This window comes from Bradyrhizobium sp. Tv2a-2, assembly GCF_000472425.1.
Classification (GTDB): Bacteria; Pseudomonadota; Alphaproteobacteria; order Rhizobiales; family Xanthobacteraceae; genus Bradyrhizobium.
In genome coordinates this window covers 14612-29814 of sequence record NZ_AXAI01000045.1, presented here as the reverse complement: position 1 = coordinate 29814, position 15203 = coordinate 14612, and the positions used below count along the sequence as shown (strand labels likewise).

General features: G+C 55.6%; 12 protein-coding genes. 4 read left to right on the top strand and 8 right to left on the bottom strand.

Going from position 1 to position 15203, the window contains the following annotated elements:
- Positions 1–377 precede the first annotated feature (377 nt).
- The gene (locus tag A3AI_RS46975) at positions 378–662 is read right to left on the bottom strand and encodes a DUF3892 domain-containing protein (RefSeq protein ID WP_084801210.1); all 285 of its coding nucleotides are present in this window, start codon (positions 660–662) and stop codon (positions 378–380) included.
- Between the two features lie 1031 nt (positions 663–1693).
- Between A3AI_RS46975 and A3AI_RS50080 the strand changes: the two genes are divergently transcribed.
- Positions 1694–1819 (top strand): hypothetical protein, encoded by a 126-nt coding sequence (locus tag A3AI_RS50080; RefSeq protein ID WP_283807324.1) that lies wholly within the window; start codon positions 1694–1696, stop codon positions 1817–1819.
- Between the two features lie 572 nt (positions 1820–2391).
- Here A3AI_RS50080 and A3AI_RS0140000 read toward each other — a convergent pair.
- On the bottom strand, positions 2392–3417 hold the full coding sequence (locus tag A3AI_RS0140000; RefSeq protein ID WP_036051472.1) for a radical SAM protein: 1026 nt from the start codon (positions 3415–3417) through the stop codon (positions 2392–2394).
- 569 nt (positions 3418–3986) lie between these two features.
- Positions 3987–4610: a 50S ribosomal protein L11 methyltransferase gene (locus tag A3AI_RS0139995; RefSeq protein WP_502685791.1), complete on the bottom strand. Its 624-nt coding sequence runs from the start codon at positions 4608–4610 to the stop codon at positions 3987–3989.
- 1288 nt (positions 4611–5898) lie between these two features.
- Between A3AI_RS0139995 and A3AI_RS50145 the strand changes: the two genes are divergently transcribed.
- Both A3AI_RS50145 and A3AI_RS44625 read left to right on the top strand, forming a co-directional pair.
- The gene (locus A3AI_RS50145) at positions 5899–6318 is read left to right on the top strand and encodes a hypothetical protein (protein WP_349509720.1); all 420 of its coding nucleotides are present in this window, start codon (positions 5899–5901) and stop codon (positions 6316–6318) included.
- A gap of 786 nt (positions 6319–7104) precedes the next feature.
- Positions 7105–7323: a hypothetical protein gene (locus tag A3AI_RS44625; protein WP_036051470.1), complete on the top strand. Its 219-nt coding sequence runs from the start codon at positions 7105–7107 to the stop codon at positions 7321–7323.
- A 578-nt stretch (positions 7324–7901) separates the two neighbouring features.
- On the opposite strand, the gene A3AI_RS0139975 is transcribed toward A3AI_RS44625, so the two are convergent.
- Positions 7902–8615 carry an enoyl-CoA hydratase/isomerase family protein gene (locus tag A3AI_RS0139975; protein WP_024520853.1) on the bottom strand — a complete coding sequence of 238 codons (714 nt, stop codon included), beginning with the start codon at positions 8613–8615 and terminating at the stop codon, positions 7902–7904.
- Positions 8616–9330: 715 nt separating this feature from the next.
- On the opposite strand from A3AI_RS0139975, the gene A3AI_RS0139970 reads away from it, so the two are divergent.
- A complete protein-coding gene (locus A3AI_RS0139970) occupies positions 9331–10089 on the top strand; it encodes an enoyl-CoA hydratase/isomerase family protein (protein ID WP_036051468.1) in 759 nt (252 codons plus the stop codon).
- 38 nt (positions 10090–10127) lie between these two features.
- On the opposite strand, the gene A3AI_RS48515 is transcribed toward A3AI_RS0139970, so the two are convergent.
- The 4 genes from A3AI_RS48515 to A3AI_RS0139950 all read right to left on the bottom strand — a co-directional run bounded on the left by A3AI_RS48515 (position 10128) and on the right by A3AI_RS0139950 (position 14314).
- A complete protein-coding gene (locus tag A3AI_RS48515) occupies positions 10128–10907 on the bottom strand; it encodes a helix-turn-helix domain-containing protein (RefSeq protein ID WP_156928157.1) in 780 nt (259 codons plus the stop codon).
- A 41-nt stretch (positions 10908–10948) separates the two neighbouring features.
- Entirely contained in the window at positions 10949–11512 is a 564-nt protein-coding gene (locus A3AI_RS46965) for an IS630 transposase-related protein (RefSeq protein WP_084801209.1), read from the bottom strand.
- Between the two features lie 168 nt (positions 11513–11680).
- Positions 11681–13024 (bottom strand): crotonyl-CoA carboxylase/reductase, encoded by a 1344-nt coding sequence (ccrA, locus tag A3AI_RS0139955; protein WP_024520849.1) that lies wholly within the window; start codon positions 13022–13024, stop codon positions 11681–11683.
- 498 nt (positions 13025–13522) lie between these two features.
- The gene (locus A3AI_RS0139950; protein WP_024520848.1) at positions 13523–14314 is read right to left on the bottom strand and encodes a class I SAM-dependent methyltransferase; all 792 of its coding nucleotides are present in this window, start codon (positions 14312–14314) and stop codon (positions 13523–13525) included.
- Positions 14315–15203: the final 889 nt, after the last annotated feature.

Here is a 15203-nt window from a genome sequence, read left to right as displayed (position 1 = left end):
CATTTGGCGACAGTCTTTGGCGTAACGTTGAACTGGCACGCGGCGGCTGCCTTGCTCAGCCCGCCTTCAACAACGCATCGCACCATGGCCTCTCGACCTTTGGGCGTCAGTGGCGCATTCTTGTGAGTGTCCATTCGGTCCCCCGCGAATCACTGTGTGTTTGGTGACATCAGCGTTCACGGCACGGGCCGAATGGACAACCTCCTGAAAGTTCACATCTAGATCGTGAGGCACAATGAGCTTCGTACAGAGAGAGCTTGATCGAATTCAAAGCGCTTTGAAGTCTCGTCGTGAAAGCTATGCTGAGCTCTATGCTGCCCAGCAAGCTCTCGCGCGGGCTCAGGAACCTGAGGGGTTCGCTTCACTCCTTCGGAGGATTACGGGCATTCCGGGAGAGAAAGAAGATTATCGGGGTGAAGACCGTCAGCAACAGTCTTGATGTACTTATGCCCGTTATGTTTGGCTACAATCACTTCAACTGTATGTCCACCTGCATTTACATAGAATTCCCATTCGTCGCTCTCAATTTCTCTGATCGTCTGATCGACGGACTGTTTCCATTGTGTTCCATCAGAGTTCTGTCCTCCGACGTTCCGAATTCTCTCGTGAGGGTTCGGTCTGTCGGTTTTGTTGATGCATTGAATGCGCGCACGCTTGGCCATTTTGGCCCCTTTCCGGATGCGGGGCCGGCCTGACTACCTAGGAGAAACTGGAGTCTACTCCAGTCGCGAATACCCCTAATCGACCGCGATCGGCCCCTAATTTTGATTGCGGTGCCGAAAGCCCCAGTGCCAGCTGGCGGCTTGCGACTCAATTGCGAATTGAGAAACGCACAACTAAAACGAGTCAAGCTTTGTTCTGGCTTTGCCGTGCGTCCATCAACGCACTTACGCGAAGCCGAAAGCGCTTTGCTGCCTGCTTTGCGTGAGTGATTTTCGTTGCGTCAGCCGCTCGCCACCACAAACTGCCTTGTGAATTTAGCCGAATCGGTGATCCAGTAAAGAAACAGGTCCGTACGTAACGTACAGATCGTCCCTTAATTCCGCCGCTGGGTTCGTGACGCTTTAATTTTGTGCGACGCGCAGAGAGACATTCCGCCGACGCTCATTCCGAGCTCATCCAAATAGCCAAGGCGGCGATCTCGCCATGAATGCCTATCGGATCATGCAGAGCAACACTTCGAAAGTGATGGGCAATTACCAACCAGCTCCAGAAACAGTGGACCACCTTAAACGAGCCATGGGACGTGCTGTGTCGGTCCTTACCGGAAGTCAAAACTCGGGTACGGCAAGATACCGAGGACAAGCGGGTCAATCGGGACTGGATCATCAGCGTTGCCAGGGTAGCTGCCCGTGATCGAGGCTTTGAAGAAAGGGAACCGCCGTAACACCCGCCTGATCTGGAACAATTGAGGTCCGCAATCGTCACCGCTCCCACCTTACCGGGCAGTCTTGGCCTTTTCGCGAAGGCACCCATTGGCAGACAACGTCAGCAAAGTCCCCAGCCTCCCCTACGGACCTGCACTGACTTAATCTTCTCTGTCGATCAGGACGGCTTACATCGCGCCGCAAGCTTCGCCGACCGCGGTTCAGCGCGAGCACTATGATCGGCGCGACCGATTGCCTTCTACATATGAGCAATCGCCTCATCAGACGTTTTCGCACTGAGTTGAACCTCTCATCATCGAGAACGAATGGAGCGCCCGACTTCAGAAGCCGCGCCGCTGGTGTGCGGCAGCCAGATCCATACAGTTCAATGGCTAGCCGAGATAGCTAATATCGAAGGTTTGCCGGTTTCCGGCCAATTTGATCAAAGCTGAACAGTCCTCGTGACACGCGACTTCGCAGCGATCTGATGTCTCGATCAGTGATGCCGGGCCGCGAGCCAGTCTGGCTCGCGTTCGGACCAAACAGCCTCGAAGTCCCTGATTCTCATCGGATGCTGAATCCAAAGGTCGGCCTACGCCGAGCTCGAGAAGCGCAGGCCGCGATTTGTCGAACATCGGAGGCAGGCCCGGAAGAACAGACCGCGGGCATTCACCGGGATCTCTTTAGCTCAAGCAACAGCCCTGACAGTCAATTCAGAACGCGAGTTCCCCTTTACTTAGAAATGTATTCCGGCGCACGCCAACCGTAATCCGGCCCTTATCCCATGCGGCCGATGGGCCACGACACGCCGCCGGCGGTGAGAACGACAGGCAGACAGAAGTCACTCCACCGTAAAGCACCGACGCCGGCGACCAGCTCGACGGAAGCACCGACCAGCATGCGGGGTCAACACGACCGCATCTTCGACAGGCACGCGCGTCCGCCTGACGAATTCAGCGGGAGGAAGAGTCGCTTAAGCTTTGAAGCCGCCGAACAGGGTGCCGGCGCTGTAGAGATCCAGTTGTCATGCGCAAGCAAGAGCTCCCTTTTCGACATTCTTCAGAAGAGCTAACTCACTCCAGCATTTGGCACGGCCGGTATTTGCCCGAAATCTCTCGAGAGCCGGCGACTTTCGCCAAGCCGTGTCCAGGTCGAATTCGTGTGCCCGGATGTTGCCCACGAGGACCTCCTGGCTGTCCGGCGTCCCAGCGACATAGGGACTGCGATAGAGGTCGCCATCTGCAAAGAGATAGACCGACGTGGCACCACAATCGGTTTCGGCAAATTCAACGTTGAGCCGCGGCTTCGACGTGTCAACGAAAATCGGCCGCGGCAGTTCGAGACGTGTCGATGTATGCGCAGCCTTTGTGATCAGCGCTTCCTGCAGATATTTGACCTCCTCGGCTGAAACGAAGGTCGAATCCGCGTTGCCTAGGGCTACACCGGAGCCGAGCACCGGCTCGATCCTGAAGGAGTCAATGCCGATCGATGATAGTAGCCGATATGCCTCAAGCGCCTCACCAATGTTCTGCCGATTGGCCGTCATCTTGGCCTGCACCAAAGCCCCACAATGGACTGCCTCGAACATTTGCCGGAGTGCAGAGGCGTAAACACCAGGCCTCCCACGGAAGCGGTCCATGGTCTCTCTATTTGCACCGTCAAAACTGAACTGGAGAATAAGCTTCTGCGGGTCGTCAAAGATTGAGACGATATCACGAATTTGGACTTGGCCGAGTCCTCTAGTATTCAATTGCACCTGGAGGCCGCGCTTGTTTGCATGGGCCATTAATGCTGCAGAGCGTGGAAACACCATTTCGAGAAGTGGCTCACCGCCAGTCACTGAAATTTTTCTCAGCAAATATCTCTCAAGAAGAAGGTCAATGAAACTTGTAATCTCGCCGATAGATAACTGGAATGGCTCCAAGAGCCTCTTGTATTGATCTCGATACTCCTCGGAAAAATAGCAATGCTCGCAGCGTAGATTGCAGTAAACTGATATGCAAATTCGCAAATGGTCGAAAATGATGGGAACCGAATTGCCCGGCAGCATGGCCTCCTCCAAGCTTTGTAGTGAGCACGGCGGAGCAGAATTTATGCCAGTTGGTGCGGTCGAATCAAAACGAGCTTGTGTAACCTTAAGCACTTTGTTTCGCTCGTGCGATAAGTCATGCCCGAAGCATTCCTCCCTCCTTAATTGCAGGCGCTATCGGAGATCAAGCGCTCGCACACGTGCTCGTCGGACAGACGGCCGATACATCACTTGAGCAGAAGAACCGACTAGGAACCGGCTTACGATCGCAGGCCAACTTTTTCGATTTACCGGGGCCTCGCGACTCAGTCGATCTTCGCCAAGCTGCGTCGGCTCGGATTCGGCTCGAGAATCTGCCAGTCTTGCCTTTGACTCCGGATTATCCGCGCCAGGCGAGGTCCAGTGAGCGTGACGCAGCCTCTGGCCGAGAATCGGAACCACAACTACCGCGAGGTCGAGGGCCGGGCGCAGCATCGTGGCGAGCGTCTGACGCCGCAGGATCTACGCTGTTTCCCTGCCTCACCCTATTTCCTCGACCGATGGTCAAAAACGCACAGTTGCTCGTTAAGTTCGAAATTTGAACTGCCATCTCAGCGCCGGTCGCAGTCCGGCAGATCGGGGCCAAGGTAGGTCCCGACAGCCCCGAGGTCCCAAATGCATTGGTCGCGCCACTTTTGAAACGTTTCTCGAACGAAATGCAAAGCTCTGACATCCAACCGACTATCTTTAATCAATTTCAGAACGCGCCCAATATCTCCGTGATCAGAGCAAACTATATACATTGCGCCAGCAGCATTTAGCCAAAGATGCGCGTCAGAGAGAGCTGCCCCCATGAGCTCGTATTCCTCGTCGAAGCAACGCCGGTCTGGGGCGGCGTTTACTCTGCCATCCGCATGGGCGGCGGCAAGCAGAATGACGTCAAATTTCTCTCCTGGCTTTAGCGCAGAATATGTTTCGCTATAGCGCACTTCTCCTATATTTGAATACCCCAATCGCTCGATGTTTATTTTCGTCGTGAGAACGGCTTGNGGNTTTTTATCGAGAGCCAATAGGCTTCCCGCCCCAGCACGAAGTGCCGCGAGTCCGAGCACACCTGATGCACATCTGAGGTCAAGTACCTTTGCGGCCGGCTTGATGTCCCACTTCGATATCAGAGCGTCGGGACTGTGCCTTAGGCGTGGCGGCAAAATGCCGGGCAGGATATGTAAGAGCATGTTGGCGACCTCTACATCGTGCGGCACGCACGATCGAAATTCGGTCAGAAAAGTGTCGACGATGTCTGTCGAGACAATCATTTAACTCTCCGTCTTTTTACGGGAAGGACGCCGGAATCTCGGAAGCTGTCTGCTGGCCGAGCTCACCGGGGGCGCAACCACCGCTTGATCTCGAACGCTGATCGGTGGGGAACAACGCTTTTTGGCCGCGTCGGCCGTCGATCTCGCGCCCAAGCGCCGGATCGCGATCTGCCTGACTGCAATTCACGGCGGGTGCGACAAAGGGAGCATGCGCGTCGCCGTCTTCCTGGGAGTTGATCAATGTCATGGCCGATTTACCGTGCAAGACACACGGTCCCATTTCACCGGATCGCAGACGTCAGTCAGTGTCTCGGGCGCGCGCTCTCAAACTATGGTAAGTGTCCGTAAGCGGAGACATGCGCGAGCTTGCATGATGCATGCAAACTTCATTTTGCCGCCGAACCCCAACGGCGCAACAGCGCCATTGGCATTCAAGCAGCTTCAAGCCTCCGGATCCGTTTCGAGAAGGATTCGCGCGGCTCGCGTCGTTTCCGTTCATGTCTAATTAGGGACTGTCGCGTCGGAAAGTCTACAGGAGGTCAATGACTCCTACAGGGGCACCAGCTGACAATTCGCGGTTCGCTCGTCAGTCGACGCAAGCGCTAGTTTCGGCGGGATGGCACGCCGATTGCTCAGACGAAAGCGAACGGCGTAGAACGCGCACTGGGTTCATAGCAGGTGTTGCGAATGACGCCTCCACGATTAGTCCCGCTGAGAACGTCGATACGGTCTGTGCTTGGCGGCGCCTCGGCGTTGAACGTCCACGTCGCGGTTGTCACGAACTTCACCACTCCGAATGAGACGTTGCCGCTTTCTTACAGTTCGTCTCCGGCTTGCATGAGATTGCGCTGAGCTTACTGGCAATGCAAATCTGCACGCAAATCGTGCCTCGGCTTGGTTTCGCTGTGGCTACGGCCAGCACACACTGCAGTGCCGTGGAAACGGACATGGCTTCGCGGATTTGGCACTGGTAGTCAGTCTGTACCGAGACGAATGCGATATCTAGTAAGCGCACGGAGCGCGCGGTCGTATGGATGGGCACTGAAGTATAATGCAAACTCGACCTTCTGCTGTCCGGATGGCCCCGGCTCACATCCGATGGGCTCGACTTAAGCAGTAAGTTGTTACGGTATCAGATATGTGAACCGCTAGCCCATGGGCACCGTCGGATTCTCGTGACATGAAGAAACATCGAAAGATTCTGAGCATGAAGGTCTTCGAACCTCCTTCGCGCACCGCTGCAGCATCGACCGTTCTTCTCGGAATAAATCGGCGTGGCAGCTGGGTTGTCCGCGAAAAGAACGGCCTTTATGGTGGCCTGTTCGTGACCCGAGCCCACGCGCTCAAATACGCACTTTCCGAAAATGGACATCATCGAGAGGCCATCGTCGAAGTGTCGCGTGGAATCGAACTCGATATTCCCGTCCACCGAAGGGACGAACGAGGTAGGTTGTCGGGTACCCCAACACAAGCAGGGGCAGTCGAATTGCTGACTTTTTGGGGCGCGCTCGGCCAGAACGGTCTCGTGAACAGCCGCGGCGACCGTCACGTCTCGATTCGGTTTGGTTGGTGCAATTTTCACAATAAGATGATTCTATCACCTGCCGATCCCGTAGCTACTTGGTAGATGACGTCTCACCGGCTCAGAAATCCACCAATTCGTTTCAGGACGCGCTCAAGAGGGTAGCGAGAGCACATCCGCCACGGTGCTCCGGAGACGAACACCGTTCGAATCAGCAGATCTCAGTCACACGACACGCCTGAGCTGGGCATACAGCGATCTCTCGCTCCCCGACGGAGTTTCACCGGGAGCCACCAATTGGCTGAGGGAGGCCACTGCGATTTCCTAGTATTCAGCCAGACCGCAATAGCGGCAAACGTTAGAAAAGGGCGTTGCGAAAAGAGCGAAAGCCGCGCCTCGGAGTTGTCAGCAAACTCCAGACAATCCTCTCGACCCAGGATGAGCTCTCACCACACCACTTCTATCAAGTTCGCGCGGTGGCAGTCCCGGTTGTGCGCGTACCGATAACATATTTGATCTCCGCTCGGAGCGATATGTGGCACCACCACAACAACAGTCAAGTCAATCGATCGACCCACGCGGAAGCTGAGGGCAATCCATTGAGAAGATTTCCAGTTGTTCTGCCTTCCATGGCAGGACGGGAGGTGGCATTTCCGGGCGCCTATTCTGACAAATAGAGGCCTGTCGATGCAAAGAGAGTGTGACTTCTATCCTTCCAGAATTAGTAGGTAGGACGCATTCCCTTTTTCTGTATTCTTTATCCCTGACTCTGACGAGTGGTTCGTAATCAAGCGTTGTAGCCAAGGGACAGTAATGCTCGGGAACGGTATGATTCGACGCATCGAAAAGAGAACTGCGCAGAAGGCCAGGAGAGCCGGGCCTGATAGACGAATGATGGCGGACGGCAAGGGACCGCTTGCTGCGGAGTGCAATCAATATCCGAGCACTCCCAAGCGCAACAAGCTACTACTCAGCATTACTCAGCTACTTCGCTATGCACAGGCCGAGATAGCAGAGCTGGATCTTGAAATATCTGGCATACTTTTAGAAGCAACGATAGCCGATATCGCTCGAGAGTTGGACCGATGCGCCGCCGACGAGGTATACTGAACCGACTTATCCGGTGGGGTCTCTTGATTCGAACTGAAGCTGATATTTTCTCATACACGGAATGGCCAAGAACGTTCGCGGCATAATCAACCAGTCAGACCGGCAACTCCCATTACTTGGCAAGTGAACAAGCATTGCCTATCGTTGCTAAACCCAAAGCATTTCGTCTCATCGAGCGGGCAGCACCTTGCGAATGTCGGAGAGGAGTACCTTGCTGGCCAGATAGCTCCTGTCTTGCAGATAACTGCGCGGATCCACTCGATAGAATTACGGGTTACACATCGTCGGATGCGCTCCATGATCGATCCACCCAACTGCTATCCTAGCGGTCGCTGCCCTTACGCGATTCGACGATCGCCGGTCAGTTTGGACTAATCCCGCCGAGCCTGTGCAACGTTTTCAGCCGAAACGCTCTTCCGAGCCGCGCGCAATTGCCAAACAATCGTCTCGTGCTGCGAAGCGGATCCGCGTTTCGAGTTCCTGGACCCAACTCATTCTCTATATTGGAGGGAACAACGGATTGATCTCTACGCCCTACCCGAAATGAGTGGCAAAGGTCAACGCACGCATGCCGCGACCTAGCATCGTAGAACTCGTCTAAAATGGGCTTGGGCGGAGTTGCTAAGGAATCCGTCTGCATGAATGCTTTTTGCGATAGGCGCAATCTCCTTCAGGCCGGCAATGAAGGAGCGATTCACAGACTCCTTCGTTCGCTGAAACGTGACCTCTGGATAGGCGCCAAGGACATCAGCTCGCGAAATGGCCCGCTCGACGACGTCCTTACGCTCGGCCATCTCATTGAACAGTTTGTGTTCTGCGGCCCATTTCGTCGACACAGCCTCGCAGCCGAAGACAATATCCGACATTGCCGAGCGCCCGAGCATTTTCTCGAGCATGTAGGCGCCGATTGGGCAAGCCAAACCATGCTTGAGTTCCCAGCCGAGAGCCGTTGTAGTTGGTGTTCCCACCCGCCAATCGCAACATAACGCCATTTCGAGCCCGGCGCCGATGGCATATCCGTCTATTCCGGCGACCGTGGGCTTCGGGACGCTGAGAATAGCAACGTATAAAGCTATCATGCGGTCTATAAATTCCTCAACGTCAACCAGCGACTTGAGATCGCGGGCTTCGTTTAGGTCATCACCGGCACAGAAGGAGCGGTGCACTCCGCCAGTGAATACTATCGATTTCACAGAGGGCTCGTCCTGGGCCCTTCGACACGCGTCGACGATACCTCGTGCCAGCTCTCGGTTGAGCGGGTTCACCGGCTTCTCGCGACTGAATTGCGCCACAAGAACTCCACCTCTCGCGTAAACACTTATTGCTGGCATGTGCACCTTCCGTAGGTTCGAAGCTGGTTATGTCGACTTCGATCCGGCCAATAGGATGAATACGCCGCGAAACCGAGATAAACATGCATCCGGTCAAACGACCGAGCCGGCACCAATGGGTTAAGGATCACGTTATTTCGACGTGTGGCAAGCTCTCAATAACGAGTGTTTTTTCCAAGTTGACAATTCGCGCCTGTGCGCGACCTGCTTCCCGCGCGAATACCTGATGAGGCCACGGGAATCATGTGAGTGCTGTCTCGCGTATTGGACTGAACGGACTAATCGCTACTCGACGCGAGCCACATCCTGTGTTGCGGCATGGATGCTGTGTCTCGCGTAGCCTCCGTAGGCTGCAGGAGCCGCCCTCACCTCGCGAGACCGTTTTGAGGTACACCTGCTTGCGAAATGAGACGTGCTCTGAACCGGCCAGAACTTGAGAAGCAAGCGAGCCGGACTTCTCGTGCACGAGGGTGTTGTAGGGCGTAGAAACTTCATTTCACACACACGTAGCGCGCGGATCGATCTTTATGCCATGCGTCGCATCATCGCCGCAAGGACAGTTCTCATAATAGGTGTTTCGTTTGATTGACAATTTCTCGTTATAGATGTATCGTGTTCTTATTGACAAAACCGGTAACGTGCTGCGACTTCGCAGATGCGTGCGACGGGAGAGATCATGGCCATTCTCGAAACGGAAACTCAAGGCCAGGTTCTGGTCGCGCGGTTCAATCATGCCAACTCCCTTAATCCGATGAGCCCAGAACTCGAGAACGCCATACGCTCCATATGCCGGGAGACCGATGACAATCCTGCGATACGGGCTTTAGTATTGACAGGAGGGAATGACCGATCCTTTTGCGCTGGTGGTGATTTCAATGAGGTAGCCCAACTATCGGGACGCGCATCGGTAGAGAGGCATATTGATAGGTTGATCGATTTCTATTGTACTATACTTAAAGTCACGAAGCCGACCGTCGCCGCCGTCGGCGGATACGCAGTTGGTCTCGGCTTTCAGGTCGCACTGTCGTGTGATTGGCGCGTCGGATCGCCAGAAACCAAGCTGCTTATGTGGGAAGTGAAACACGGAATCGCTTGTACAATTGGAGGCTATATGCTCGAGAGTTTCGTGGGTCGAGCGGCGATGTCCGATATCATATATGGGTGCGAGGCTGTTCCGGTTTCATGGGCCGCAAACCATAAACTGCTTCATGAGGTGGTTGATTCGGGGCATGTAGTGGAAACGGCTATCGCGCGGGCACAACTTCTCAGTGAGTTTCCGGAAATCACCTTGAGGCGCACAAAGGAGACGATAAATCAGCGGTTCATCGCGGGTTTGCAGAAGGTCGCACTCCAGGCGAAGGAAGCACATGTTGCTGGATTTGCGAGCCGAGCGGCGCAACAGCACTTCAAAAGCGTGCTAGGGCAAAGCCATTGATCGTAACGCCATGTTGGTGCGGTTTTGATTTGACGCAGCTACCGCCTGATGTTCGATTTCGATAATCTTGAGACTAACGAGATGATTTCAGCTCGAGCATCCTCATCCTTTATTTTCATGAAGGCAGTGATAAGCTCAAGGATCTGCTTCGCCAACTTGCCCTTTTGCGCCCGGACTATTGCGGAAACGTCCGAGACGGGCGGCGGCCGTCGCCACGCTTCACTCTCGTCGATTTCGAAGAAATATGAGATGGGCGTGTTCAGTACCCGGGCAATTTCGTAGAGCCGACTGGCCGGCACTCTACTGGTGCCATTCTCGTGCTTCTGTAGCTGTTGAAAAACGATGTCCAATCGACTTGCGAGCTCCTTCTGACTGAGCCCGATTCTCTTCCTATGGCTTCGAATACGTTCGCCAATTTTTTCGTCGATAGAGCTGTATGTCACGATCAAGTCTGGGCCTTGATTTTCATATTGACCGGCCTGCCTCATAACATCACAAAATAGCTCGTTCAACTTAGCGTCAAGTCGTTCTGGATGGGCGGGGTAATCGGGCGGCCCCGGCGGTATGGGCAGGCTGCGCTCGATCCCGTGAAGGCGGCAGGAAGAACAGCTTTGTGCCGGCGGCACGGATGGCGGGCCGGACGGTCTTTCCCTTGTGACTGCCGAGATTGTCGATGATGACGATGCCGCCAAGCTTGAGGACTGGCACCAGCACGTGCTGGACATAGGCCAGGAAACTTTCGCAGTTGATCGGCCCATCACGCAGGGAGCGTCGATACGGTCATGGCGCAGCGCAGCAAGAAAGGTCAGCGCGGCCATGAGGAGCCTTGGCGACGAGCCGCTCGCCGCCTCGGGCGCGGCTATGGGTGCGCGTCACGTTGGTTTGGCCCAGGTCTCGTCGATGAAGACCAAGCCGGAAGGATCAAGCCGCCCTTGATGCTTTTTCTATTGCGCCCGTCGCCGGGCGACGTCGGGACGATCCTGCTCGCTGGCGTACAGGCTTTTTGAAACTGATGTCTTCGTGCTCGAAAGAAGTGCCACACCGCGTAGTAGCTGACCTTGATCCCGCGCTCCGCCAGCTCCGTAAGCGGTGCGCGCAACGTGATGTCTGGTTGCTCGGCAAGCCGCTCGAGTAGCCAGTCCCGTTCAGAAGACAGCGCATAGGGACGATTGCCACCCATCGGCCGGGCCGCGGCGCTTCCGGTCGCGCGGAGCTGCGACCACTTCACTACACTTGCGACGCTGACCTTAAATGTCGCCGCCACCGACCGGCAGCTCTCGCCCGCCGGCACCGCAGCGACGACCCGCTCGCGCAAATCAAGAGAATAGGCTCGCCCCATCCGATGCTGGCCCACAGCCCAGCCAGCATCTTGAATCAGAACCCTGCTGATTTGGGTATCCCCAATCGGTTCAGTCCAAAACAATCACGCTCCAGAAGCGCGTATCATCGACCGTTAGGGCGGCTCCGGGTCGTCGCGCAGGTCTCTGCCCGCCTCAGAACACAAACTGGCTGCTCTACCCTGCCAACTGTCGTCCAGCGCGCCGAGCTTCAAGTAGGACACGATCAATTCGGGAAGGCGACACTGGATGATCTAGGCACCGGCCGCCCTGACGGTGTCTCCGAAATTTCGCAGACCGACGCGCGGCGCATTGACCAGCACGGCCATGTTGCCTGGCTTGTGCTGGTTCTGCCACATCTTGGTGTGAGCTGCGGCGATTTGCTCCCAGGAAAACACCTCGCTCATGCATGGGGCGATGCGACGATCGATCACGAATTGGTTCGCCGCGCTGGCCTGCTTGAGATTCGCAAAGTGCGAACCTTGGATTCGCTTCTGGCGCATCCAGACGTAGCGGGCGTCGAACGTAATATTGGGACCGGTGGTGCCGCCGCAAAACACCACCATGCCGCCGCGCTTGACGATTAGGGTCGAGACCGGGAACGTCTGCTCCCCCGGATGCTCGAACACGATGTCAACGTCGCGCTTTCCGGTGACGTCCCAGATTGCCTTGCCGAAACGCCGAGCCTCTTTGATCCAGGCGTTGTAGCGTGGCGAGCTTACCGTGGGCATGGTGCCCCAGCAGTCGAAGTCATTACGGTTAATGACAGTTTTGGCGCCGAGCGCCTTGACGTAGTCAACCTTACTGGCTTCCGAGACGATCCCAATTGCGGTTGCACCGGATGCGACTGCAAGCTGCACACCGAATACGCCAAGGCCGCCGGAGGCTCCCCACACCAGCACGTTCTCGCCTGGCTTAACGATGTGCGGCGGGTGTCCGAACAACATCCGGTAGGCGGTGGCGAGCGTGAGCGCGTAGCAGGCGGCCTCTTCCCAGGTGAGGTGTTCCGGCTTGGGCATTACCTGACGACACTGTACGCGGCAAAACTGGGCAAACGAGCCGTCAGGGGTTTCGTATCCCCAAATCCGCTGGGACTGCGAGAGCAGCGGCTCGCCGCCATTGCACTCCTCGTCGTCTCCGTTGTCCTGGTTGCAGTGGACAATAACCTCGTCGCCGACCCTCCAGCGTCGTACCCTGGAGCCTACCGCCCACACTACGCCAGCCGCATCTGAACCGGCAATATGGTAAGGTACATTGTGCACATCGAACGGCGAGATCGGCTTACCAAGCGCGGCCCAGATTCCATTGTAGTTGACGCCACCTGCCAACACAAAGACTAATACCTCGTCCTCCGCAATCCGCCAGGTCGGTACCACCTCTACCAGCATCGAGGTCTCCGGTGGGCCGTGGCGCTCTCGCCGTATGGTCCACGCGTACATGCGATCGGGAACGTGCCCGAGGGGCGGGATCTCCCCAACTTTGTAAAGCCCCCTCGGACCAAATGCTGGCCGCGACACTTTATTTGCAACGGGCGACACATCGACCTCAACATAATTTGTAGCTGCACAAGGCTGACCAGTCCTCGGCAACACGGACATCGCACTGCCCTTCCGATATGTTGATAAAGATCGGCGTGCGCGCAAGCTGCTGTGATCGGGCACCGGCCACTCCGTCTGAAGCCATGCCATCCCGATCCGGCCAAGTTACACCACTGCTAGGACCGTCGGATAGCTAGCAAATCAGATAGGCAACTGGGTAGAGCATAGTCCTAGCAGCAAGCCGGGCTGCAGGTGTAGCACACTCTGTCGTCCGGCTTCGTTCACTCAAAAGACCCATATTTTCCTGCCTTCTCATCCTACATGCAGGGAGAATGCCTCCGCTGAACACACTCTTGCAGAGCTAGGATCGACTACCACGCGGGTGCCAGCTTTTTGTTCCGTTCCTTGAGACAGCCGGCACACAATTTCGCGAATTTCGTGCTCATTGTTTATCGCAACCGTCTCTCGCAGTACCGGCCTCTGGACGCCAGGTCCGAATGCGAGGTGTTGGGGCAAGTCATCCTGTTCAACAACCATGAGATCGACTCACAAGTTGGCCTAGGGTCGATATCCGAGCAACGTGGTGACGCGACCTCGTTCTACAAAGAAACCCGACGGTGAATACGATAGTAATAACCTTCGAATACGTGTCGTAAATTCGTCGCGACGAGCTCCGAGAGTACCTGGCGCCGCTAAGGAGGTGGAATAGAGATAGCCGAGAAGATCTTCTACATTCCACTGATGCTCGTAATAGTGACGAAGCTTTGTGAGTTCGCCGAAATCGGAAGCCAGAAGAACGTCTCGCGTCGACACAGTATGTACAGGCCCGAAGGCTTCTGAACCTGTCGGAAAGCTGCCTCCCCAGAACTCTTTGATGTCGCTCAACATCGCACCATACCAATCTCCAGGTTCCGAGTGTTTCAACTGGCGGCTGATGATCGCAATGCAGCCGCTCGATTTGAGTATTTGCGCCAGCTTTGCCAGCACGACGCCTCGATCCATATAGTGGAAGGAGCCCGCAATTGTCGCGATATCAAACAACGAATTCGGTTCGCATAAATCTTCAGATCTCGACACCAAAAACTCGATGTTCTTGAGTCCCTGGGAGTCCGCGACTCGCTTTCCTTCCTCGACCATTTCGCTGCTTGGATCGACGCAAAGAACCTTCGCGACTGAGCGCGCCAAGGGAATGCCGATTTGGCCGGTGCCAGCGCCAAGATCGAGGGCACGGCTGCTATCGGAGAGACCGCAAACTCTCACCAGTGATTGGAAGAAATCTTTTGGGTATGGAACCATGTACCGCGAATAGTACGGTGCTGCACCACGGAACAGTTCACTAGCTGCGATCATGCTTGCCTCCGTACCTACGATCTAATTCTGGTTCTGGCCATGTCGCGATGACTAGATATCTGGCCATGTCTCGATGACTGATAAACGTCCCAGGGGTCACGCAGGGCTGGCAACTCGCTCCGTTGGGACCGCGCCGTTGAGCAAAGAGAGAGCGCGGCTCGATCAACGTTTAAGAGCGACGTGTTTTTGCAAGGCGCGCGTCAACGCAAAGGCCGGCGAAGAGCGAATAAGTTGCATGCCGAACTCCAGCTAAAGACAATTCACCAATCGCTCCCAATCAAGCCAAATTAACATGCATCGCGTCCTGATAAATCACAAGGTTTGGTAGTTGATCGCGAAGCCCCGCTTCATTTCCCAAGCGGGGGTTTCGGGGATTGCCCTGCTGGCACTAAGCCCCTGCCAATGGCTAGGGAGGCATCACGTCAGGAACGAAGATCGTGGTCATCAAGAGACCACAGATCACCGCTCTTCGCGATTTCGGTCGAAGCGCAGGTCTCATCACGGGGCGCTTCGGATGCGCGGTATGGCTCGAGCGCATCCGCCTGCTGCCATTCAGGGCGGCCGACCGATCCGCCTGGTTCGGGTGACTAGCACCTCCTCTAGGGTAAACAGCCCGAATTGCTCTCAATGACTTAGGCTGGGTTCCGTTCAACCACCAAGAGCTTCAGGCGACAGCGCTTCGATTCAGAGCAGGCGTTTTCTGTCAACGTTGGATTTCCGACACGCTGTCCAGCGTAAGACACCTCCATGAACAGTTATCGTTCGCGTTTGCGCGGTCATACTTGGCACGTGGCTTGAAGCGAAATTGGAATCAACACATGCTGAGCAAAATCGCAGTAACGGCGCATGAGACTTCCCTCTCTCGGTTCCGTTATGCGTTGGGCGCGAA